24 protein-coding genes are annotated in these 23,041 nt (G+C 66.5%); 17 read left to right on the forward strand and 7 right to left on the reverse strand.

Annotated elements, in window-relative coordinates; genetic code table 11:
* Positions 1 to 125: 125 nt before the first annotated feature.
* The 5 genes from IB257_RS29370 to IB257_RS29390 all read left to right on the forward strand — a co-directional run bounded on the left by IB257_RS29370 (position 126) and on the right by IB257_RS29390 (position 4,701).
* On the forward strand, positions 126 to 1,025 hold the full coding sequence (locus IB257_RS29370) for a TonB family protein (RefSeq protein ID WP_119450721.1): 900 nt from the start codon (positions 126 to 128) through the stop codon (positions 1,023 to 1,025).
* A complete protein-coding gene (gene aroE / locus IB257_RS29375; protein ID WP_192330159.1) occupies positions 1,022 to 1,885 on the forward strand; it encodes a shikimate dehydrogenase in 864 nt (287 codons plus the stop codon). The genes IB257_RS29370 and aroE overlap by 4 nt, the downstream gene beginning before the upstream one ends.
* A 5-nt stretch (positions 1,886 to 1,890) precedes the next feature.
* Entirely contained in the window at positions 1,891 to 2,613 is a 723-nt protein-coding gene (gene mtgA / locus IB257_RS29380; protein ID WP_054458994.1) for a monofunctional biosynthetic peptidoglycan transglycosylase, read from the forward strand.
* 79 nt (positions 2,614 to 2,692) lie between these two features.
* Positions 2,693 to 3,871, forward strand: coding sequence for an LPS export ABC transporter permease LptG (gene lptG / locus IB257_RS29385; RefSeq protein WP_054458992.1), 1,179 nt, complete (start codon positions 2,693 to 2,695; stop codon positions 3,869 to 3,871).
* Complete coding sequence (locus IB257_RS29390; protein ID WP_054458990.1) at positions 3,868 to 4,701, forward strand: symmetrical bis(5'-nucleosyl)-tetraphosphatase; 834 nt, start codon at positions 3,868 to 3,870, stop codon at positions 4,699 to 4,701. The genes lptG and IB257_RS29390 overlap by 4 nt, the downstream gene beginning before the upstream one ends.
* A gap of 524 nt (positions 4,702 to 5,225) precedes the next feature.
* On the opposite strand, the gene IB257_RS29395 is transcribed toward IB257_RS29390, so the two are convergent.
* Both IB257_RS29395 and IB257_RS29400 read right to left on the reverse strand, forming a co-directional pair.
* Entirely contained in the window at positions 5,226 to 5,771 is a 546-nt protein-coding gene (locus tag IB257_RS29395) for a hypothetical protein (protein ID WP_054459011.1), read from the reverse strand.
* A complete protein-coding gene (locus tag IB257_RS29400; RefSeq protein ID WP_054458988.1) occupies positions 5,771 to 6,706 on the reverse strand; it encodes a LysR substrate-binding domain-containing protein in 936 nt (311 codons plus the stop codon). Before IB257_RS29400 ends, IB257_RS29395 begins: the two co-directional genes overlap by 1 nt.
* Positions 6,707 to 6,873: 167 nt before the next feature.
* Here IB257_RS29400 and gtdA point away from each other — a divergent pair, with 167 nt between their 5' ends.
* The 12 genes from gtdA to IB257_RS29460 all read left to right on the forward strand — a co-directional run bounded on the left by gtdA (position 6,874) and on the right by IB257_RS29460 (position 17,949).
* Positions 6,874 to 7,926, forward strand: coding sequence for a gentisate 1,2-dioxygenase (gene gtdA / locus IB257_RS29405; protein WP_054458986.1), 1,053 nt, complete (start codon positions 6,874 to 6,876; stop codon positions 7,924 to 7,926).
* Between the two features lie 78 nt (positions 7,927 to 8,004).
* Entirely contained in the window at positions 8,005 to 8,703 is a 699-nt protein-coding gene (locus IB257_RS29410) for a fumarylacetoacetate hydrolase family protein (protein WP_119450292.1), read from the forward strand.
* A 17-nt stretch (positions 8,704 to 8,720) separates the two neighbouring features.
* On the forward strand, positions 8,721 to 9,359 hold the full coding sequence (gene maiA / locus IB257_RS29415) for a maleylacetoacetate isomerase (protein ID WP_054458981.1): 639 nt from the start codon (positions 8,721 to 8,723) through the stop codon (positions 9,357 to 9,359).
* The gene (locus IB257_RS29420) at positions 9,356 to 9,739 is read left to right on the forward strand and encodes a chorismate mutase (protein WP_054458979.1); all 384 of its coding nucleotides are present in this window, start codon (positions 9,356 to 9,358) and stop codon (positions 9,737 to 9,739) included. Before maiA ends, IB257_RS29420 begins: the two co-directional genes overlap by 4 nt.
* A complete protein-coding gene (locus tag IB257_RS29425; protein ID WP_192353462.1) occupies positions 9,732 to 10,721 on the forward strand; it encodes a tripartite tricarboxylate transporter substrate binding protein in 990 nt (329 codons plus the stop codon). The genes IB257_RS29420 and IB257_RS29425 overlap by 8 nt, the downstream gene beginning before the upstream one ends.
* Positions 10,722 to 10,767: 46 nt before the next feature.
* Positions 10,768 to 12,120, forward strand: a complete 1,353-nt coding sequence (locus IB257_RS29430; protein WP_119450290.1) for an FAD-dependent oxidoreductase — start codon at positions 10,768 to 10,770, stop codon at positions 12,118 to 12,120.
* 18 nt (positions 12,121 to 12,138) lie between these two features.
* Positions 12,139 to 13,350, forward strand: a complete 1,212-nt coding sequence (locus IB257_RS29435) for a 3-hydroxybenzoate 6-monooxygenase (protein ID WP_054458972.1) — start codon at positions 12,139 to 12,141, stop codon at positions 13,348 to 13,350.
* Between the two features lie 29 nt (positions 13,351 to 13,379).
* A complete protein-coding gene (locus tag IB257_RS29440; protein ID WP_192493203.1) occupies positions 13,380 to 14,555 on the forward strand; it encodes an ABC transporter substrate-binding protein in 1,176 nt (391 codons plus the stop codon).
* Between the two features lie 62 nt (positions 14,556 to 14,617).
* A complete protein-coding gene (locus IB257_RS29445; protein ID WP_082401347.1) occupies positions 14,618 to 15,532 on the forward strand; it encodes a branched-chain amino acid ABC transporter permease in 915 nt (304 codons plus the stop codon).
* Positions 15,533 to 15,543: 11 nt separating this feature from the next.
* A complete protein-coding gene (locus tag IB257_RS29450; RefSeq protein ID WP_054458968.1) occupies positions 15,544 to 16,512 on the forward strand; it encodes a branched-chain amino acid ABC transporter permease in 969 nt (322 codons plus the stop codon).
* Positions 16,505 to 17,257: an ABC transporter ATP-binding protein gene (locus IB257_RS29455; RefSeq protein ID WP_054458966.1), complete on the forward strand. Its 753-nt coding sequence runs from the start codon at positions 16,505 to 16,507 to the stop codon at positions 17,255 to 17,257. The genes IB257_RS29450 and IB257_RS29455 overlap by 8 nt, the downstream gene beginning before the upstream one ends.
* A complete protein-coding gene (locus IB257_RS29460; RefSeq protein WP_054458964.1) occupies positions 17,257 to 17,949 on the forward strand; it encodes an ABC transporter ATP-binding protein in 693 nt (230 codons plus the stop codon). The genes IB257_RS29455 and IB257_RS29460 overlap by 1 nt, the downstream gene beginning before the upstream one ends.
* Here the strand turns inward: IB257_RS29460 and IB257_RS29465 are convergent.
* The 5 genes from IB257_RS29465 to IB257_RS29485 form a co-directional block, all read right to left on the reverse strand.
* A complete protein-coding gene (locus IB257_RS29465; RefSeq protein ID WP_054458962.1) occupies positions 17,946 to 18,308 on the reverse strand; it encodes a glyoxalase superfamily protein in 363 nt (120 codons plus the stop codon). The two genes, IB257_RS29460 and IB257_RS29465, sit on opposite strands and share 4 nt — an antisense overlap.
* A 432-nt stretch (positions 18,309 to 18,740) precedes the next feature.
* The gene (locus IB257_RS29470) at positions 18,741 to 19,757 is read right to left on the reverse strand and encodes a tripartite tricarboxylate transporter substrate binding protein (protein ID WP_054458959.1); all 1,017 of its coding nucleotides are present in this window, start codon (positions 19,755 to 19,757) and stop codon (positions 18,741 to 18,743) included.
* A gap of 166 nt (positions 19,758 to 19,923) precedes the next feature.
* Positions 19,924 to 20,664 carry an amino acid ABC transporter ATP-binding protein gene (locus IB257_RS29475; protein ID WP_042795434.1) on the reverse strand — a complete coding sequence of 247 codons (741 nt, stop codon included), beginning with the start codon at positions 20,662 to 20,664 and terminating at the stop codon, positions 19,924 to 19,926.
* 60 nt (positions 20,665 to 20,724) lie between these two features.
* The gene (locus IB257_RS29480) at positions 20,725 to 21,825 is read right to left on the reverse strand and encodes an amino acid ABC transporter permease (RefSeq protein ID WP_054458957.1); all 1,101 of its coding nucleotides are present in this window, start codon (positions 21,823 to 21,825) and stop codon (positions 20,725 to 20,727) included.
* 1 nt (position 21,826) lies between these two features.
* Positions 21,827 to 23,017, reverse strand: coding sequence for an amino acid ABC transporter permease (locus tag IB257_RS29485; RefSeq protein ID WP_054458955.1), 1,191 nt, complete (start codon positions 23,015 to 23,017; stop codon positions 21,827 to 21,829).
* Between the last annotated feature and the right edge of the window lie 24 nt (positions 23,018 to 23,041).

The raw sequence follows: 23,041 nt of genomic DNA on the forward strand, positions 1-23,041 counted from the left end.
CCTGCTGGCTTGCGCCCCGGTCTGTTACAGACCCGGGGCCCAGGGCTTACGCGCGCCAGGCCTAGGCTTTCCGTGTGAGCCGCTACTGGCGCCCGGCAGACCTGGACTCGCTCTACAATGCGCAGGTGCAACGCCTCGCTGATTCCCCCTCCTCGCTGAGCCGTTACCTGCGGTGGCTGGGCGCACCCGCCCAGCATTACCTGCGCATCGGCATCGCGATATCGCTGTTGGTGCACGCCGGCGCCCTGGCGTGGCGCTTCGGCGCGCCCGCGCTCTCGCGCCCGCCGGCCACCAGCCTGGAAGTCGTGCTGCTCAATGCCCGCAGCGAGACGCCCCCGGAAACCCCGCGCGCGCAAGCCCAGAACCAGATGACCGGCGGCGGCAACGCCGAACGCGGCATGTCCACCACCCCGCTGCCCCGCACCGGCGAATCGGCCGAAACCATCGTGCTGGAGGCCATGCGGCGCCGCCAAGTGCAGCTGGAAGCCGAACAGACCCGCCTGATGACCCAGCTGCGCGCCGCTGACAAGGCTGGCGCCGAGCGCCAGGCCGTCAACCCCTGGCCCGACGGCGCCGACCTCGGCCGCGACGCCGAGGACCAGGCCAGCATCATCCAGAGCGCCCAGGTGGCCGCCCTGGCGGCGCGGGTCCAGCAATACAGCGCCGAACCGCGCAAGCAATTCGTCGCGCCTTCCGCCGAGGCCTCGCGCTACGCCGCCTACCTCGACGCCTGGCGCACCCGCATCGAAACGGTCGGCACCCAGCATTACCCGGACGAGGCCCGCGGCCGCATCTACGGATCCCTGCGTATCACGGTGTCGGTGCGCGCCGACGGCAGCATCGCCAACGTCGAGATCGACCAGCCTTCGCCGCATGCCGTGCTGAACCAGGCGGCCCGCCGCATCGTCCAGCTGGCCGCCCCCTTCCCGCCGTTCCCGCCCGATATCGCGCGCGACACGGACGTGCTGGTCATCACCCGCACCTGGCATTTCGTCAACGACACCCTGGAAACACAAGCCCCATGACCGAGGCGCTCCCTCTCGCCAGATACGCCGTCATCGGCAACCCCATCGCGCACAGCCGCTCGCCCCAGATCCACGCCATGTTTGCCGAACAGACCGGCAAGCCACTGCGCTACGAGCGCCTGCTGGCTCCGGTGGACGGCTTCGCCCAGGCGGTCGCCGCCTTCGTCGCCGAAGGCGGGCTGGGCCTGAACGTAACCGTGCCCTTCAAGCTGGACGCCTATGCCCTGGCTGCCGGCCGCCTGTCCAGCCGCGCCCGCCTCGCCGGCGCGGTCAACACCCTGTCCTGGCGCGACGGCGCCTGGCATGGCTGCAATACCGATGGCGTGGGCCTGGTGTCCGACCTGCTGCGCCTGGGCGTGCGCCTGACCGGGGCGTCCGTGCTGCTGGTCGGCGCGGGCGGCGCCGCCCGCGGCGTGCTGCAGCCGCTGGCCGAAGCCGGCTGCGCCCGCATCCATATCGTCAACCGCACCGCATCCAAGGCGGAAGAACTGGCCGCTTCCTGGCGCGAGAGCGGCGTGTCGCCGCAGACGGCGGTCACGGGCGGCAGCCTGGCGGACGCCGCCCTTGCCGGCGGCTGGAACCTGGTCATCAACGCCACCGCCAGCGGCCTGCAGAACGCCGCCCCGGACCTGCCCCCGGGCCTCTATGCGCCCGGCGCGGCCGCCTACGACATGATGTACGGCGCCCAGCCCACCGCCTTCATGCAACAGGCCCAAGCCGACGGCGCCGCACTTGCGGCCGACGGCCTGGGCATGCTGGTGGGTCAGGCGGCCGAGAGCTTCTACATCTGGCATGGCGTGCGTCCTGACCCCGCCCCCGTGCTGGCCGCGCTGCGCGAGGCGCTCAAGGCCGGGCAATAGACGGCATGGCGACGCGCAAGGGCCGCTCCTGGTTCCGGATCATCAGCGGCGCGCTGATGGCGCTGGTGTGCCTGGTGCTGCTCTATCAGTTCTGGCTGTTCGCCCAGGTGGTCTGGTACAACTACCGCCCCCCGGGCAGCAGCGCCATCATGCGCGAGGAACGATCCCGCCTGAGCGACGGCAACCCCGATTTCGAGCTGAAGTACGAATGGGTGCCCTACGACAAGATCAACCGCAACCTCAAGCGCGCGGTCGTGGCGTCCGAGGACTCCAACTTCACTGAACATGACGGCGTCGAATGGGACGCCATCCGCAAGGCCTGGGAATACAACCAGAAGCAACAGGAAGCCGGTCGCAGCAAGATGCGCGGCGGCTCCACCATCACACAGCAGCTGGCCAAGAACCTGTTCCTGTCCAGCTCCCGCAGCTACATCCGCAAGGGCCAGGAACTCGTACTCACCTACATGATCGAACACGTCATGAGCAAGGAACGGATCCTGGAGCTGTATCTGAACGTGGCGGAATGGGGCGAAGGCGTGTTCGGCGCCCAGGCCGCCGCCAAGCACTATTTCAATACCTCCGCCGCCAACCTCGGGGCCAGCCAGTCGGCCCGGCTGGCGGCCATGCTGCCCAACCCGCGCTTCTATGACGCCCACCGCAATACCCGGTACCTGAACTCCCGGGTCGGCGTCCTGACGCGGCGGATGCAGATGGTCGACATCCCCTGACACGGATCCGGCCCTCCGGCCCCACCCTGAGCGGCGGGATTTGTTAAGCTTTCGGGTTTAGGCGTTCCTCCTTTTCTTCATGCGTACCGCACGTCGCTACCTGGCCCGCGAGATCTATCGCTCTTGCGCAGTGGTCCTCATGGCCCTGCTGGGCCTTTTCACGTTCTTCGCGCTGGTGGACGATCTGGACAACGTCGGCGACAAGTTCTCCATGATGGCCCTGCTGTACATGCAGGCCCTGGCGATCCCGACCCGTCTCTACGACCTGTTGCCCATCGGCCTGCTGATCGGCGCCATCCTGGCGCTGGCGGGGCTGGCCCAGCGCAACGAACTGGTCATCCTGCGGGTATCCGGCGTCAGCGGCATGAAGCTGCTGCGCATGCTCTGGATCGTCACGATCCCGCTGATGATAGGAGCGGGCCTGCTGTCCGAGTACGTCACGCCCTGGGCCGAAATCAAATCCGGCGAGGCCAACCTGCTGTTCCGCGGCAAGGCCGGCGGCGACCGCCTCAAGAGCGGTTACTGGTTCAAGGAACCCACCGCCAACGGCGGCACCCGCATCATCAACATCGGCGAACTCAAGGGCGACGGGCAGGTCAACTCCGTGATCCTCTACGAATTCAAGAAAGACCAGACGCTGTCCGCCCTGTCAACCGCGCCGACCGGCCTGTTCACGCAGGGCGACCTGCTGCTCAAGGACGTCACCGAAACCCGGCTGGACGACGACGCCGCCGAGGCGCTGGCCAACGCGCGTCCGCCCAAGAACCCGCCCGCCACCGTGGTCAAGGTGCCCGAGCGCAATATCGACACCACGCTCAGCGCCGAGCGCCTGCTGGCCCGCGTGCTGACCCCTGAACGCATGTCCATCGCCACGCTGCTGGACTATGTGGACTATTTGCGCAACAACCAGCTGCAATATGGTCGACAGGTCGTCGCCTTGTGGCGCAAACTGGCGTATCCGTTCACCCTGCTGGTCATGATCACCATTGCCGCTCCCATCGGCTTGATGCAGACACGCCGCGGCGGCGTAGGCGCCAAGGTTTTCATCGGCATCCTGTTGGGCGTAGGCTTCTTCATGCTGAACCAGTTGGCCCTGAACGTGGGCATGCTGGGCAAATGGCCGGCCTGGCTGACCGCCCTGGGTCCGAACATCGGCGCCATGATCGTGGCGTTGGGCGCCATGGGCTACATGGAGTACCGCCACACCATCACGCGGATCGCGCAACAACGTTGGCCTTGGAGCAAAAGTCCCGCATGAACGGCAGTATCTGGATGATCGGCGACGTGCAGGGCTGCTGCTCGCCGCTGGATCGCTTGCTGTCCCACCCCGAACTGGTCGGCGACCCCCAGTCGCGCTTCTGGTTCGCCGGAGACCTGGTCAACCGCGGTCCCGAATCGCTGGAAACCCTGCGCCGCATCATCGACCTGGGCGACCGCGCGACCTCGGTGCTGGGCAACCATGACCTGCACCTGCTGGCCACCGCCGCGGGGGTACGCAAGCCGTCCAAATCGGACACGCTCGAGGACGTCCTGCGCGCGCCGGACGCGGCCGACCTGATCAACTGGCTGCGCTTTCGCCCGCTGGCCCACTTCGAACAGAACCACCTGCTGGTCCATGCCGGCACGCTGGCCAAATGGGACGTGGCCAAGACGCTGGCGCTGGCCGGCGAAGTCCAGGACGCCCTGCGCGGGCCGAACTGGCAGAAGGCGCTGCAAAAGATGTACGGCAACGAGCCGGCCACGTGGAAGGAAGACCACAAGGGCGGCAAGCGCATGCGGGTCATCATCAACGCGCTGACACGTATCCGCCTGTGCACGCCCAATGGCCACATGGAATTCGCCACCAAGGTGACGCCGGGCGCCTGGCCGACCGGCCTGGTACCTTGGTTCGACGTACCCAACCGCGCCACGCGGAACGTCACGACGGTGTTCGGGCATTGGTCTACGCTGGGGTTGCTGCAGCGGCCGGACGTGATCTGCCTGGATACGGGGTGCGTTTGGGGCGGGTCGCTGACGGCTTTGCGATTGCAGGATCGGAGGCTGGTGCAGGTGAAGTGTTCGCAGTTTCAGGATCCGTTGTCGGAGTAGGGTTGAGGCTTGCTCCGTCGCACCGGGTGCTTCGTAGGCCGCCCGTCCGGCACTGACGTTGAAATGAAGATTGTTGGCCAACCGACGCGCGTCAACGCCCCACATACCCGAATTCACCAACCAGCAGCTGCACTCACCACCAGCGCGCAGCGCCAACACGCGACGCAAAACGCCGCGTAAGCCCCAAAAGGCCGCCCGCGCGGCCGGCCTGGGGCGGGCCCCGCAAGACACGCCCCAACCCACTAGCCGTGGCGAGAATGCCAAACACACCGACCGCCCCAGCGCCCGTGAAGATTCATACATCGGAGCCTGTCGCGTCGGCGGCCTGCGGGGCGCGGGGCGTCGATAAGCCCGAGGGAATCTGAAGGGAAGGCCGAAGGCCTGGACGAAGATGACGAAGGGGTAGTCCGGAGCGAATGCTCCGGACCGCAATCGTTGCCCCGCGCCCCGCAGGCCGCCGACGCGACGGGCGCCTTAAGAACCCACAGCCTCCTCAAGAACCCACAGCCTCAAAAACCAAACCATCACCCCCGCCGCTCCATATACCTCCGCGCCATCTGATACCCCGCAAACACATAAAACCCATTGCTATTGAGCACCAGCCAAGCCCCCAACCCGCCAAGCAAAGCCACCACCGGCCCCACCGCCCGAACATCTCCCTGCGTCCACGCGATCACGCCCAGGAAGCCGACAGCAATCAAGCCCAAGGCCAGCCGCTTCAGCACCACCAGGCCGAATGCATGCCCGCCCATGAAGGCCACCACGCCAATGGCCAACGCCAGGGCCGTCGCCGCACAGACCAGCACCAGCGCGAACGCCGCCAACGCCGGCCCCGCGCCGCGCAGCAGCAGGCTCAGCAAACCTATCCCCACGCCCAGCCCGCCTGTCATCACCAACACCGCCAACACCAGCGGCGACCACATCCCCGGCGGCGCGCGACGCGCATCCATCTCCGCCACGAAGCGATGCATCGCCGCCGACGCAGCCGGTTGGTCCTGATCCGGCAGCGCCGCCTCCAGCTTGCGGCACTGCGCGATCAACGCGTTCAGGCCCGCCCGCGGCGCATCCATCATGCCCTCGCCGCGCCCGGCGCATGTTCCGCCACCGTGCTGCGCAAGGCCGCCATTGCCTCCTGCACCGCGATCGGACGGAACGCATCCTCGCGCCAGTACATCGCCACCGACCCGAAGCCCGACAGACGCACCGGAATGATCCGCATCGCCCGCATCTGCGAAAACCGCAGCGCCGCCCGGTGCGAAGCCACCCCGATCATGTCGCTGTTATTGATCAACGTGAGATTGATGGTCACCGAATTCGATTCGACGTGGTCCGGCGGCGGCGCCTGGCCCGCCGCCGCCAGCGCCGCGTCCACCGCATTGCGGATAGGCGTGCCTTTTGGCCACAGGATCCAGCGGTAAGACAGCAGGTCTGGCCAAGAGGGCTGCTCGATCGCGAACAGCGGATGGCGCGGCCGCGCAACCAGGTGGATGGGTTCCAGGTACAGGGCCTCGAAGCGGATCGCCGGGTCGTGATGCTCCGGCGCCGAACGCCCCACCACGATGTCCAGGTCGCCCTGCGCCAACTGCGCCAGCAACTGGTCGGTCGTACCCTCCACCAGCTTCACGCGGGCCTGCGGCATGCGCTCGAGCAGCTTCATCACCGCCAGCGGCACGGTGTCCGACGCCGACGCGCCCGACGCGCCTATCACCACCCGGCCGCCGCCGCCCTCGCGCAAGGCCGCCATGTCCGCGCTGGCGCGATCCAGTTGCGCCTCCACCCGCTGGGCATGCGCGATCAGCACGTCGCCGTGCGGCGTGGGCCGCAGGCCGCGCGCGTGCCGTTCGAACAGCGGCAGCCCGATGTCGTCTTCCAGATCCTTCAGCCACTTGGACAAGCCCGGCTGCGTCGTATTGAGCATCGCCGCCGAATGGCTGATGTTGCGGGTCTGGGCCAGGCTGAGCAGCATTTTCAGATTGCGCAGGCGCAACCGGTGGGTCCAGTCCATGCAGGCCCTCGTCTCGTCTATGTATATTCTTATTGGTATGGATAATAAGATAAATTCATTTCAAAACACATAGCTCCTTACGCATAATCGTCTCCATATCAGGACCAGCCGCGAGCCACGCGGCGGCCACGCGAAGCCGGCGCCAGCCGGACATTCCGGAGACAAGCATGCCCGACGGTCACACCCCCGGCGCGGACCGCGCCGCCTATTACGCACGCATCGCCAGAAAACACATGGCTCCCTTGTGGGAGTCGCTGCACAACCTGGTGCCGCGCGAACCCGCGCCGCGTTGCGTCCCCGCCATCTGGAAGTACGAAGACGTGCGCGACGACGTCATGGCGTCCGGCTCGCTCATCACGGCGGAAGAAGCCGTGCGGCGCGTGCTCATCCTGGAGAATCCCGGCCTGCCCGGCCAGGCCAGCATCACGCAGAGCCTGTATGCGGGCCTGCAGCTGATCCTGCCTGGCGAAATCGCGCCCAGCCACCGCCATACGCAGTCGGCGCTGCGCTTCATCGTCGAAGGCCGCGGCGCCTACACCGCGGTCAACGGCGAACGCACCACCATGCACCCCGGCGACTTCATCATCACACCGTCATGGACCTGGCATGACCATGGCAACGCCGAAACCGCCGAAGGCGGCGAGCCAGTGGTCTGGCTGGACGGCCTGGACATTCCGCTGCTGCGCTTCCTGGACGCGGGTTTCGCCGAAAACTATCCCTCGGCCACACAACCCGTGACCCGCCCCGAGGGCGACAGCATGGCGCGCTACGGCCACAACATGGCGCCCGTGCGCCACCAAACCTCCAGCGGCACATCGCCCATCTTCAACTACCCCTATGAACGCAGCCGCGAAGCCCTGGACCAGCTCTACCGCCACGGCGAACTGGACCCCTGGGACGGCGTGAAGCTGCGCTACCTGAATCCGGCCACCGGCGGCTACCCCATGCCGACCATGGCGACCTTCATGCAGTTCCTGCCCGCCGGATTCCAGGGCAAGACCTACCGCAGCACCGACTCCACGGTCTACAGCGTGGTCGAAGGCCGCGGCACCGCGCGCATCGGCGACCAGGAATTCCACTTCGGCCCGCGCGACGTCTTCGTCGCGCCGTCCTGGCAGCCCGTGCAGCTGGCCGCGCTGGACGACGCCACCCTGTTCAGCTATTCCGACCGCCCCGTGCAGGACGCGCTGGGCGTGTGGCGCGAAGCGCGCGTCGGCTAAAGGCCGGCGCGCTCCCTCCACTTCCGTATCAGGCCGGGGCCGCGCCAGGCCCCGCCCCGCATTCCTCAAAGGTGACCCATGTCTTTCGTCTTCGACCCCGCCGCTCCCATCGCCGTGCCCGTTGCCGGCAGCCAGGACAGCTTCCCTGTGCGCCGCGTCTATTGCGTCGGCCGCAACTATGCCGCCCATGCCCGCGAAATGGGCTTCGACCCCGACCGCGAACCGCCGTTCTTCTTCTGCAAACCGGCCGACGCCGTGGTGCCGGTGGCTGAAGGCAGCACCCTGTCGCTGCCCTATCCTTCCGAGACCGCCAATCTGCACTATGAGATCGAACTGGTGGCGGCCATTGGCAAGGGCGGCGCCAACATCGCCGTCGACGACGCGCTGCAGCACGTCTGGGGCTATGCCGTGGGCCTGGACATGACCCGCCGCGACCTGCAGATGAAGATGCGCGAAGCCGGTCGGCCCTGGGAACTGGGCAAGGCCTTCGACCTGAGCGCGCCCATCGGCCCCCTGCATCCTGCCGGGGCGGTCAAGAACATCGACCAGGCCGCCATCTGGCTGCAGGTCAACGGCGCCGACAAGCAAAGAAGCGACATCGGCAAGCTGATCTGGTCCGTCGCCGAAACCGTCGCCTACCTGTCCAAGTACTTCCGCCTGGAAGCCGGCGACCTGATCTACACCGGCACCCCCGAAGGCGTGGGTCCGGTGGTGCGCGGCGACAAGATGGTCGGCGGCGTGGACGGCCTGGGCACGCTCAGCGTGCAGATGGTGTGAACCTTCCAGGAACCCGCATGCAACTGCACAGCTTCTTCAATAGTTCCACCTCCTATCGCGTGCGCATCGCGCTGGCGCTCAAGGGTTTGCCGTACGAGTACCTGCCTGTGAACCTGCGCAAGCAGGAGCAGCGCGCGGCGGATTACGTGGCCAAGAATCCTTCCGCGGGCGTGCCCCTGCTGATCGATGGCGACACCCAGCTGTCGCAGTCGCTGGCCATCGTCGACTACCTGGACGCCACCCATCCCGAGCCGCGCCTGATCCCCGCCGGCACGCTGGAGCGCGCCCGCGTGCTGGAGCTTTCCGACGCCATCTCCTGCGACATCCACCCCGTCAACAACATGCGCATCCTGCGCTATCTGCAGGACGTGCTGGGCGCCAGCGAAGAACAGAAGAACGCCTGGTATCACCACTGGATCCGCGAGGGCATGACGGCTGTGGAAGCGCTGCTGGCGCGCCACGGCCATGGCGCCTACTGCTACGGCGACGCGCCCACCCTGGCGGACTGCTGCCTGGTGCCGCAGATGGCGAACGCCCAGCGCATGGGCTGCGACCTGTCGGCCTATCCGCGCGCCATGCGCGTCTATGAACACTGCAATGCGCAGCCCGCCTTCCAGCAGGCGGCTCCCACCCAGCAACCGGACTACACCAAGTGAGCAACCAGGAACCCGACACCCAGGGCGCGCCGCTGCGCGAATACACCGATCCCGCCTACCGCCCGCTATGCGCCAACCTGGCGGAAGTGCGCGCCAACATCGACAGGCTGGACGATGAGATCGTGCGCCTGATCGCCGAACGCGCCATGTACGTGAAGGACGCCGCGCGCTTCAAGCGCGACGCCTTCCAGGTCAGCGCCCCGGCCCGCCAGGCCCAGGTCTTCGAAAAGGCGCGCCTGCTGGCCGAACGCCACAACCAGGGTTTCGCCAACCTGGACCAGGTGGTGGACGCCACCTATCGCGCCATGGTCGCGGCCTTCATCGCCAACGAACAAACCTATTTCAACACCATGAAGGATCTCGGAGACACCCATGCATAAGCCCTACGCGCGCCGTATCGCCGCACATGCCCTGATCCTGGGACTGGCCGCGCTTGCGCCGCTGGCCGCCGCGCAGGCCCAGGCCTGGCCGGCCCAGCCGCTCAAGGCCATTGTGCCCTTCGGCCCGGGCTCCAGCCCCGACCAGGTGGCGCGCATCGTTGGCGAAAAGGCCGGCGCCATCCTGGGCCAGAGCATCGTCATCGAGAACAAGCCGGGCGCCAGCGGCAACATCGGCACCTATGCCATCGCCAACGCCAAGCCCGACGGCTATACCTTCGGCGTGTCCATTACCGGCCCGCTGGTCAACAATACTCTGCTGTTCGACAAACTGCCCTATGCGCCGGCAACCGACCTGGCGCCGCTGACGCTGGCGGTGCACCAGCCCAATGTGCTGGTCGTGCCCGCCTCGGCCGGCATCGACAACATCGGCCAGTTGCTGGAAGCGCTGAAGAAGAATTCGGACAAATACAACTTCCCTTCCACGGGCGCCGGCACGGTGTCGCACCTGGCCGTGGAACTGATGCTGCAGCAGACCGGCGCGCGCGCCACCCACGTGCCCTATCCCTCGTCGCCCGCGGCGCTGACCTCGCTGCTGTCCGGCGACACGCAGTTCGCCGCGCTGCCGCCCATCGCCGTCATGCCCATGGTGAAGGATGGACGCCTGAAGGCCCTGGCCGTCACCTCGTCCAAGCGCTCGGCCCTGCTGCCCGACATCCCGACGCTGGCCGAAGTCGGCGTGCCGGGCATCGAGGGCTCGGCGTGGATCGGCTTCGTGATCTCGTCCAAGGTTCCCGCCGACATCCAGAAGAAGCTGTCCGACGCGCTGATCCAGGCCATCCGTGATCCCGAGGTCACCAAGCGCCTGCAGGCCCAGTTCATGGATCCCGCCGGCACCACGCCCGCCGAGTTCCGCGCCTACATGGACGACGAACTCAAGCGCTGGGAGCCGCTCATCAAGAAGCTGGGCATCAAGGGCCAGTAAACCGGCGCCCGGCCACGCCGCGCAACCCAAACAAGGAGAACACGGGATGCTCATCACCGAACCCGCCCGCCAGGTTCCGCTCTACGGCGAATATGAGGTCGTCGTGCTGGGCGGCGGCCCCGCCGGCCTCTTGGCCGCCGCCAGCGCCGCGCGCAACGGCGCCAGCGTGCTGCTGGTGGAACGCTACGGATTCCTGGGAGGGATGGGCACGGCGGCCGGCGTATCCAACTTCTGCGGCCTGCACGCGAACATCCGGGGCGACATCCGCCAGGTGGTCCACGGCATGACGGACGACCTGCTGGACCGCATGCGCGCCATGGACGGGCTCAACGAGCCTCACCTGATCCTGGGCAAGGTCCACGCCCAGGCTTATGACATCTCGGCCTTCAAGTGCGCCGCCGACGGGCTGGTCCAGGCCAGCGGCGCACAGGTGCTGTTCCATGCGCTGGCCACCGGCCTGGCGCGCGGCGCCGACGGCAACGTGGATGCGCTCTTCCTGGAAACCAAGTCCGGCCGCTGCGCCGTGCGCGCCAAGGTCTATATCGATTGCTCGGGCGACGCCGATATCGCCCAATGGGGCGGCCTGCCCTTCGAGAAAGGCGACGAGCACGGCGGCATGCTCTATCCCACGCTGATGTTCAAGGTCGGCAATGTCGACGGCGCCCGCGCGCAGGAAGCCTGGAAGACCATCCCCCAGCTGATGGACCAGGCCGCGGCCAGCGGCGAATTCACCTTCCCGCGCCGCGGCGCCATCGTGCGCCCGCAAAAACACGACTACGAGTGGCGGGTCAACGTGACCCAGCTGGCCAACGCCGACGGCAGCGCGGCCGACGGCACCGACGCCGATTCCCTGTCGGCCGGCGAACTCGAAGGCCGCCGCCAGATCGTGCAATACCTCGCCTTCCTGCGCGCCAAGGTGCCGGGCTTCGAGAACGCCTATGTGCTGGACATCGCGCCGCAGCTGGGCATCCGCGAGACCCGCCGCATCGTGGGCGAGGCCGTTCTGAGCAAGGAAGACGTGTTGGGCTGCGCCGACTTTCCGGACAGCATCGGCGTCAATGGCTGGCCGCTGGAAATGCACACGGCCGGCGACGTGCAATGGCTCTGGCCGCCGATCCCCGAGTCCCGCGGCTATAACCAGCTGCCATTCCGCATGATGGTGCCCAAACGCGCCCCGGGCGTGGCGGGCAATGTGCTGGTGGCCGGGCGCTGCGCCTCGATGACGCACGAAGGCCAGTCGGCGGCTCGCGTAAGCGGCAGCTGCTTCGTCATGGGCGAGGCCGCGGGCACGGCGGCTGCCATGGCGCTGCGCGCCGGCATCGCCCCCGGTGACGTGCCCATTTCCGCCTTGCAGGCGCAGCTGGTGAAACAAGGCGTGTTCCTGGGCGGCCAGGACTGAACGGCGCGGAGGCCATACATGAACGCAACGCAAACCGATAAATCCGTGATCGTGGTGGGCGGCGGCATCGGCGGCCTGGCCGCGGCGCTGGCGCTGACCCGGCAAGGCATCGCCGTGCAGCTGCTGGAGCAGGCCGCGCACATCGGCGAAATCGGCGCCGGCATCCAGCTCGGTCCCAACGCCTTCGCGGCGCTGGACGCCCTGGGCGTGGGCCAGACCGCGCGCGCCCGCGCCGTGTTTACCGACCACATCATCATGATGGACGCGGTGGACGCCCGCGAAGTGGTGCGCATCGATACCGGCGAGGCCTTCCGCGAGCGCTTCGGCGGCCCCTATGCCGTGATCCATCGCGCCGACATTCACTTGTCCATCCTGGAGGCCGTGCAGCAGAATCCGCTGATCAGCTTTCGCACCTCCACCCAGATCGCCTCCATGTCGCAGGACGACAAGGGCGTGGAAGTCGTGGACACCCAGGGCAACCGCTATCGCGCCGACGCCGTAGTAGGCGCTGACGGCGTGAAGTCCGTGATCCGCGAACGCATGGTAGGCGACCCGGCGCGCGTGACCGGCCACGTGGTCTACCGCGCCGTGGTCGAACGCGAGAACATGCCCGAGGAGCTGCGCATCAACGCCCCCGTGCTGTGGGCTGGCCCGCACTGCCATCTGGTGCACTACCCCTTGCGCGGCGGCCAGCAATACAACCTGGTGGTGACTTTCCACAGCCGCGAACAGGAAGAATGGGGCGTGCGCGAGGGCAGCAAGGAAGAAGTGCTGTCCTACTTCCAGGGCATCCACCCGCGTCCGCACCAGATGCTGGACCGCCCCACGTCCTGGAAGCGCTGGGCCACCGCCGACCGCGAGCCCGTGGAACGCTGGGGCCAGGGGCGCGTGACCATTCTGGGCGATGCCGCCCATCCCATGACGCAATACATGGCTCAGGGCGCCTGCATGGCGCTGGAGGACGCGGTGACATTGGGCGAAGCCGTGAAGCAATGCGGCCAAGACCTGGAGGCCGCGTTCCGCCTGTACGAATCCGTCCGCATCCCGCGCAGCGCGCGGGTGGTGTGGTCCACCCGCGAAATGGGCAGGCTCTATCACGCGCGGGGCGTCGAACGCACCGTGCGCAACATGCTGTGGACCGGCCGCAGCCAGTCCCAGTTCTACGACGCGTTGCAGTGGCTGTACGGCTGGAAGGTGGAAAACTGCCTCGCGGGGCAATCCTCTCAATAGAAAAATTGCAGGCACCCAAGGAGACAACCATGAGAAAAACCGCAATCCGCGGCAGCGCCGCCCTCGTGCTTGCGCTGACCGCGTTCGCGGCCGGCGCGCAGCAAAAGCCGGTCGACATCGGCTTCATCGGCACCCTGTCCACGCCCGCCGGCTACATCGGCGAAGACGAGCGCGACGCCTTCATGCTGGCGGTCAAGGAAGGCGGCGGCAAACTCGGCGGCGTGCCGGTCAATGTGCGCGTGGAGGACGACGCGCTCAAGCCCGCCAACGCCAAGCAGATCGCCGACAAGATGGTGCAGGGCGGCGTGCGGCTGTTCACGGGCATCAACTTCTCCAACGTCATGGCGGCCGTGGGGCCGACCGTGCTGAACGCGGGCGGCTTCTATGTCAGCCTGAACGCGGGCCCCTCCAACTACGCCGGCAAGGCCTGCAACCCGAACTACTTCTCGGTGGCGTTCCAGAACGACTCCTACGCCGACACCGCGGGCCTTGCCGCCAACGAGCTGGGCGCCAAGCGCGTGGTTATCATGGCGCCCAACTACCAGGCCGGGCGCGATGCGGTGGCCGGCTTCAAGCGCACCTACAAGGGCGAGATCGCCGACGAGATCTACACCAAGCTGGAACAGGCCGACTTCTCGGTGGAACTGGCGCGCATCCGCTCGCTCAATCCCGACGCCATCTTCCAGTTCCACCCCGGCGGCGCGGGCATCAACCTGACCAAGCAATTCGCCAACTCCGGCCTGGCCGACAAGATCCGCATGATCACGCCCATCTACTCGATGGACGACCGCATGCTGGCCGCGACCGGCAATGCCGGCAAGGGCTTCTACCTGAGCTCGTTGTGGAGCGCGGATCTCGACAACCCGCAGAGCAAGCATTTCGTCGAAGCCTTCACCAAGGCCTACAACCGCGCGCCCACCGCCTATGCGGCCCAGGCCTACGACACCGCCAACCTGATCGGCTCCGCACTGAAGGCCGTGGACGGCGACATCACCGGCCGCGCTGACGACTTCCGCAACGCGCTGCGCCGCGCCGACTTCCCCAGCGTGCGCGGCAAGTTCAAGTTCGGCCCCAACCAGCACCCGATCCAGGACTGGTACCTGCTGCACGTCGAGGCCGGCCCCGACGGCAAGCTGGTCTACAAGAACCTGAAGGTCATCGCCCGCGACCATACCGACGTGCACGCCGCCGACTGCAAGATGTAAGTCCGCACGACGCCCGGCGGATTGCGCGCAGTCCGCCGGGCCCACTCCACTAGGAGTCCCCAATGCTGATGTTCCTGGAGCAGGTCTTGAATGGCCTGCAGTACAGCGCATTGCTGTTCCTGCTGTCGGCGGGCTTGACGCTGGTGTTCGGCATCATGAACGTCATCAACCTGACGCACGGTTCGTTCTACATGGTCGGCGCGTTCTGCGCGGCCAGCGCCGCGGCGGCCACCGGATCGTTCCTGGCCGCGCTGCTGGCGGCGCTGGCGGGCGCGGCGCTCTATGGCCTGGTGGTGGAGTTGCTGGTGATCCGCCATCTGTACCGCCGCGACCACCTGGACCAGGTGCTAGCCACGCTGGGCCTGACGCTGTTCACCAACGAGATGGTGACGGTGCTGTTCGGCCGCAGCCCGCCCTTCATGGACATCCCGCCCTTCCTGTCGGGCTCGGTGGAGATCCTGCCCGGCCTGAACTATCCCCTCATGCGGCTGGCTTTTATCGGCGCTGGCGTGCTGGTGGCGCTGGGGCTGTGGCTGCTGATCTCGCGCACGCGCGTCGGCATGCTGGTACGCGCGGGCGCCGACGACGGCGAAATGGTCGACGCGCTGGGCGTGAACATCCAGCGCCTGTTCACGCTGATCTTCACGCTAGGCGCCCTGCTCTGCGGCTTTGCCGGCGTGATGGCCGCGCCGCTCCTGGCGGTGGAGATCGGCATGGGCGAGCGCATCCTCATCACCACCTTCGTGGTTATCGTGGTGGGTGGCGTGGGTTCGGTGCGCGGCGCGCTGGTCGGTTCTCTGATGATAGGCATGACCGATGCGCTGGGGCGCGCCTACATCCCGTTCTGGATGTCGCGGCTGCTGCCGCCGGAGCTGTCGGACTCGGCGAGTTCCAGCCTGGTTTCGGCCAGCATCTACATCCTGATGGCCATCGTGCTGCTGTTCAAGCCGCGCGGCCTGGTGCCCGCGCAGCGATAGGAACGATACCCATGACCAGAAAAACCATCGTCAACACGATTGGACTGCTGCTGTTCGTGCTGGTGCCGGCCATCGCGTCGGCCACGGGCGAGAGCTTCCTGATCAACCTGATGACCCGCTTTCTCATCTACGCCATCGCCGCCGTCAGCCTGGACCTGATCCTGGGCTACGGCGCCATGGTCAGCTTCGGCCATGCCGCCTTCTTCGGGCTGGGCGGCTATGTGATCGGCATCGCGGGCTTTCACCTGAGCCAGGGCGACACACTGTTCGGCTGGAGCGGCAGCAACGCGGCGCTGGTGATGTGGCCGCTGGCCATCGCTGCCGCCGCTCTCGCCGGCCTGGTGGTCGGCTTTCTGTCGCTGCGGACCTCGGGCGTGCAGTTCATCATGATCACGCTGGCCTTTGGACAGATGCTGTACTTCATCCTGGTCGGCCTGATGGTCTACGGCGGCGACGATGGCCTGTCCATCGACACGCGCAACACCCTGCCCGGCCTGGACATGAACAACCCCACCGCCTTCTATTACGTCTGCCTGGCGCTCATGACGGCATGGATCCTGGCCTGCCGCCGCATCGTCAATTCGCCCTTCGGCATGGCGCTGCAAAGCATCAAGCAGAATCCGCGCCGCAGTATCGGACTGGGCCTGGCACCGCTGCGCTACCGGCTCACCGCCTTCGTGCTGTCGGCCGCGGGCACCGGGCTGGCGGGCGCCCTGTGGGCCAACTACGCGCTCTTCGTCAGCCCCGACATGTCTTCCTGGCAGAAGTCCGGCGAACTCATGGCCATGGTGATCCTGGGCGGCATGGGGTCCATCTTTGGCCCCGTACTGGGCGTGGCCGTGTACCTGGGCCTGGAACAGGTCGCCACCGCCTGGACCGAACACTGGATGCTGATCCTGGGGCCTGTGCTGGTGCTGGTGGTGCTGTTCGGCAAGCGCGGCGTCTATGGCTGGCTGGTGGGAGGCAAGCACCATGACTGATCATCCCAAGCTGGAAATCCGCGACCTGCAGAAATCCTTCGGCGCCGTGCGCGCGACCCAAGGCGTCAACCTGCAGGTCCGGCCCGGCGAACTGCATGCGCTCATCGGCCCCAACGGCGCGGGCAAGACCACGCTGCTGTCGCAGATCAGCGGCGAGATCCTGCCGGACTCGGGCGACATCCTGCTGGATGGCCGCGACATCACCCGCATGCCCGCCCACAAGCGGCCCGCGGCCGGGCTGGCGCGTTCGTTCCAGATCAGCCAGCTCTACCCCGCCTTCAGCGCCGAGGACAACGTCGCCATGGCGGTGCAGGCGCACAGCCCCGGCGGCTTCAACCTGTGGAAGAACGCCCGCCGCCTGCCGCAACTGCGCCAACCCGCCAGAGAGGCGCTGGAACGCGTCGGCCTGAGCGGCCGCGCCCACGTACGGGTTTCGGAACTGGCCCACGGCGAAAAGCGCCAGCTGGAACTGGCGATGGCCTTGTCGCTGGATGCCTCGCTGTTGCTGCTGGACGAGCCCATGGCCGGCATGGGCGCCGAGGAATCCCAACGCATGACCGCCCTGCTGCAGGAGCTGAAGGGCCGCTACGCCATCCTGCTGGTCGAACACGACATGGACGCCGTCTTCGCCCTGGCCGACCGCATCACCGTGCTGGTCTACGGCAAGACCATCTTTACAGGCACGCCGGACGAGGTGCGCCACCATCCCGACGTGCGCGCCGCCTATCTGGGCGAGGAGGACTGATGCTGCAACTCAAGCAACTGCAGGCCGGCTACGGCGCGAGCAAAGTGCTGTTCGGCGTGGACCTGGACATCGCCGCGCGCCAGGTCGTATCCCTGATCGGCCGCAACGGCATGGGCAAGACCACCACCGTCAAGACCATCATGGGCATGCTGCCCGCCCAGGGCGGCAGCATCCTGCTCGACGGCCAACCCATCGCGGGCCAGGCCCCGCACCGCATCGCCCAGCTGGGCATAGGCCTGGTACCCGAAGGCCGCCGCGTCTTCGGCTCGCTGTCGGTGGAAGAAAACCTGATCGCCACTGCCCGCAACACCCGCGCCGGCTGGCACGTCGGCCGCGTCTTCGACCTGTTCCCGCGCCTGAAGGAGCGCCGCGCCCAATCCGCCCGCACGCTGTCCGGCGGCGAACAACAAATGCTCGCCGTCGGTCGCGCCCTCCTCATCAACCCGCGCCTGCTCATCCTGGACGAAGCCACCGAAGGCCTGGCGCCGCTGATCCGCCACGAAATCTGGAACTGCCTGCGCCGCCTGAAGGAAGAAGGCCAGACCATCCTGGTGATAGACAAGAACCTGAAGGAAATGGCGACGCTCGTCGACCGCCACCACGTCCTGGAAAAAGGCCGCGTGGTCTGGCAAGGCAGCCCCGCCGAGCTCGCCGCGCAGCCCGAACTCGCGCAGCGCTACCTGGGCGTCTAGTCGGATGATTCGCAGAAACTCAGCCGATTCCCGAACGGATCGATGACCGCCATCACCCGCCCCCACGGCATCTCTTCCACGCCGGGCCGCATATAGCCATAGCCCTTGGCATTCACCTCGGCCTGGAACTCGTCCACGCCCCGCATCCGCACGAACACCGCGGATCCAGGCGTGGCATCGCCGTGGTGTTCGCTCAGGTGCAGCGTCAGGTCGCCGCGATGCACTTGCGCATACAGCGGCATGCCCGGCTCGAAGCGATGCTCCCAGTCCCATTCGAACCCCAGGAAATCCAGATAGAACTCACGCGCCTTCTCGACGGAGAAAATGCGCAGAATGGGAATGGCAGCTTGCAGGTGCATGACGCCCTCTGGTCAGTAAGCAAGGACTCTCAGCATAGACCACAAGCCGCACCGCAAAGCGCAACGCACACAGCATCACGACGCAAGCCACCGCGTAAGCCCCAAAAGGCCGCCCGCGCGGCCGGCCTGGGGCGGGCCCCGCAAGACACGCCCCCCACACAGATGTCGGCAAGAACCAGAAGAACCCCAATCGCCCCAGCCGACGTCAAGTTTCAACCGCCGGAGTCCGTCGCGTCGGCGGCCCGCGGTGTGCGGGGCGTCGATAAGCCCGAGGGAATCTGAAGGAACCGCCGCAGGCGGTGACGAAGATGACGAAGGGGGGGCCGCCGAGGCAAGTCCGGAGCGAACGCTCCGGACCGCAATCGCAGCCCCGCACACCGCGGGCCGCCGACGCGACGGGCGTCTAAAGAACCACCCGGCGCTAAACAAACATCAATTCAAACTAGCCCCCGAGATCTTCACAATCTCCTGATACTTCGCCTTCTCCCCCTTAACGAACTCAGCAAACGCCTCAGGCGTCATCGGCGCAGCCTCAGACCCCATCGTCAACAAGCGCTGCTTCACATCCGCCTGCTGCATAGCATCGGCATAAGCCTTGTTCAGCTTAGCCACCACCGGCGCCGGCGTGCCGCCCGTCGTGAACACCCCGAACCAGGTCCCCAGGTCAAAGCCCTTAATCCCCGACTCTTCCACCGTAGGCACATCCGCCAGCAGCGAAGAACGCTTGGCAGTCGTCACGGCCAATGCCTTGACCTTGCCGTCCTTGATCAGCGGCGCCGAAGCCGCCAGGTTGTCGAACATGAAATCCGACTGTCCCGACAGCAGCGCCAACTGCGCAGGCGCCGCGCCCTGGTAAGGAATGTGCTCGACATTGATCCCCGCGCGCGCCTTCAGCAGCTCGCCCGACAGATGGCCCGCGCTGCCGTTGCCGCCCGAACCGTAGTTCAGCTTGCCCGGATTCTTCTTGGCGTAGTCGATCAGATCGGCCAGCTTCTCGATCTTGTTCTTCTGCGCGAACTCGACGTTCATCACCAGCACATTGGGCACCGAGGCCACGATGGTCACCGGCGCGAAGTCCTTCACCGGGTCATACGGCAGATTGGCGAACAGCCAGGGATTGATGGCGTGGGTCGCGACCGCACCCATCACCAGCGTGTAGCCGTCGGCCGGCGCCTTGGCCACCAGGTCGGCGCCGATGTTGCCGCCCGCGCCCGAACGGTTCTCCACGATGACCGGTTGGCCCAGCGAGCCGCGCACCTTCTCGGCCAGCATGCGGGCCATGGTGTCCAGCGGGCCGCCAGGCGGGTAAGGCACGACGAAGCGCAACGGCTTGGTCGGGAAATCGGTGGCCTGGGCCAGCGCCGGGGCGCCGAAAGGCAGGGTGGCGGCCAGCGCCACGGCGCCTTGCAACAGGGCGCGGCGCACAGCGCTGCGGGGGGTCTGCGTCATGATGTTGTTCTCCTCGCTTCGGATCAATAGCGGTCAGTAGCATACCGCAGCGAGGAATAAGGCGTAACAAAGAGATACCAGCAGAACCCCCGGCTGTTCACGCCGCTGCCCCGTCACGGCAACCCGCCGCCCCAAGAAAAAACCGCCCGAAGGCGGTTTTGAAGCATCAGTGCAGGATCTGGCTCAAGAAGAGCTTGGTCCGGTCGTTCTGCGGATTGTCGAAGAACTCGTCCGGGCTGTTCTGCTCGATGATCTCGCCGCGGTCCATGAAGATCACGCGGTTGGCGACCTTGCGCGCGAAGCCCATTTCGTGGGTCACGCAGATCATGGTCATACCGCTTTCCTGCGCCAGGTTGACCATCACGTCCAGCACTTCCTTGACCATTTCCGGGTCCAGCGCCGAGGTCGGCTCATCGAACAGCATGATCTTGGGGCTCATGCACAGCGAACGCGCGATCGCCACACGCTGCTGCTGGCCGCCCGAGAGCTGGCCAGGGAATTTCTTGGCCTGGTCCGGAATGCGCACGCGCTCCAGGTACTTCATGGCCGTGGCCTCGGCTTCCGCGCGCGGCTTCTTCAGCACCCACATGGGCCCCAGCGTCAGGTTTTCCAGCACGGTCAGGTGCGGGAACAGATTGAAGTGCTGGAACACCATGCCGACGTCCTTGCGGATGGTCTCGATGTGCTTGAGATCGTTGGTGAGCTCCGTGCCGTCCACGATGATGTGGCCCTTCTGGTGCTCTTCCAGGCGGTTGATGCAGCGGATCATGGTGGACTTGCCCGAGCCCGACGGCCCGCACACCACGATGCGCTCACCCGGCGCGACGTCCAGGTTGATGTTGCGCAGCACGTGGAACTGGCCGTACCACTTGTTCACGTCCTGCAATTTGATGATGGCATCAGACATGCCTGTACTCCCGTAAGTATCGCGGTGCGCGTCCGCCCGGGGCGGACGCGCTGCAAAGTTCTAGCGTGCGTGTCCCGTGGCCAGGCGTTTTTCCAGCGCCTGGCTGTACTTGGACATGGAGAAGCAGAAGACGAAGTAGATGAGCGAAATGAACAGGTACGCCTCCACCCCGAATCCGCGCCATGCCGCGTCGGACAAGGCCGCCTTGGCCGCCAGCGTCAGGTCGAAGATGCCGATGATCACCACCAGCGAGGTGTCCTTGAACAGCGCGATGAAAATGCTGACCAGCGGCGGGATCACGATCTTCAGCGCCTGCGGCAGGATGATCTTGCGCATCTGCTGCCAGTAGTTCAGGCCCAGCGAATCCGCGCCCTCGTACTGGCCCTTGGGAATCGCCTGCAAGCCGCCGCGCACCGTTTCGGCGATGTACGCCGCCGCGAACATGATGATGGCGATCTGCGCGCGCAGCAGCTTGTCGATGGAGAAGCCTTCGGGCAGGAACAGCGGCAGCATCACCGAGGACATGAACAGCAGGCTGATCAGCGGCACGCCGCGGATCAGCTCGATGTACACGACGCACAGCGCCTTGATGGCTGGCATCTTGGAGCGCCGGCCCAGGGCCAGCAGCACGCCGATGGGGAAGGCGAAGGCGATGCCGAACGTGGACAGGATCAGCGTCAGCGGCAGGCCGCCCCAGCGTGCGTTTTCCACGTAGGTCAGGCCGAACACGCCGCCCCACATCAGGAGCGCCACGGCCGTCAGGCCCACGGTCCAGATGACGGCGAGCTTCCAGTTCCAGAAGCGGCGGATACCGCTGCAGACGATCACGGCCACCAGGATGATGGTTGCGATCAGCGGACGCCATTGCTCGTCGTAGGGATAGGTGCCGAACAGGATCAGCCGGTGCTTCTCGATGATGAACGCCCAGCAGGCGCCCCCGGAAGCGCGGCACTCCTGCGCGTTGGCCGCGGAGAAGTTCGCCTTGATGAAGGCCCATTCCACCAGCGCCGGCACTGCCATCAGCAGGAACCACGCCAGCAGCACCGTGATGAGGATATTCAGCGGCGAGGAGAACAGGCGCGACTTGATCCAGGCCCAGGCGCCCACCTGGGTGCTGGGCGGCGGCAGGCCTTCGGCGGGGATATGCGAAGTGCTGCTCATATCAACGCTCCACCAGCGCGATGCGCTTGTTGTACCAGTTCATGAATATCGAGATCGACAGGCTGACCGTGAGGTACGCGGCCATGATGATGAGGATGCCCTCGATGGCCTGGCCGGTCTGGTTCAGCGTGGTGTTCACCACCGACACGATGTCGGGGTAGCCGATGGCCACCGCGAGCGAACTGTTCTTGGTCAGGTTCAGGTACTGGCTGGTCATCGGCGGGATGATCACGCGCAGCGCCTGCGGCAGCACCACCAGGCGCAGCACCTGCTTGCGGCGCAGGCCCAGCGAGCCGGCAGCTTCCCATTGCCCGTTGTTGACCGCCTGGATGCCCGAACGCACGACCTCGGCAATGAAGGCCGAGGTGTAGATCACCAGGCCCGCCATCAGGGCGGCGAATTCCGGCGACAAGGTCAGGCCGCCCGAGAAGTTGAAGCCCTTGAGCTCCGGCATGTCCAGGGTCAGCGAAGCGCCGCTGACCAGCCAGCCGATGATGGGAAAGCCGATGAGCAGGCCGATGGCGGCGCGGCCCAGCGGGAACACGCGGCCGGTGGCCTCCTGGCGCTTCTTGCCCCAGTGGCCCAGCAGGATGATCGCCACGATGGCCAAGCCCAGTCCGGCCAGCATCCAGTCCAGCGAATTGCCTTCCAGCCCCGGCACCTTCAAGCCACGGTTGGAGATGAAGACGCCGGGCAGCGGATTGTGCGCCTGGCGCGGACCGGGCATGTTTTCCGTGATCAGCGCGTACCAGAAGAACAGCTGCAGCAGCAGCGGCACGTTGCGCATTATCTCGACATAGACCGAGGTGATCTTGGCGACCAGCCAGTTCTTGGACAGGCGGCCGATGCCGATGAGCGTACCGAGGATGGTCGCCAGCACGATGCCGATGACGGCTACGCGCAGCGTGTTGAGCAGGCCCACCAGGATGGCGCGGCCGTAGGTGTCCGCAGGGGTATAGGCGATGGGCGTTTCGCCGATCGCGAAGCCGGCCTCGCGGTCCAGGAAGCCGAAGCCCGTGGCGATGTTGCGCACGGACAGGTTGTGCAGGGTGTTTGAAACCAGGAACCACACGGCCCAGGCCACCGCGGCCAGCGCCAGGACTTGATAGACCACGGAGCGCACCCCGGGATCGTTCCAGTTCAGACGCCGGGGAGGTGCCGATGCAGGCGCGCTTTTATTGGGAGTATTCATGAGTAAATCTACAGAAGTCGGACA

Origin of the sequence: Achromobacter sp. ACM03 (assembly GCF_014851665.1) — a bacterium.
In the GTDB taxonomy this organism is placed as follows: Bacteria; Pseudomonadota; Gammaproteobacteria; order Burkholderiales; family Burkholderiaceae_B; genus Achromobacter; species Achromobacter aegrifaciens.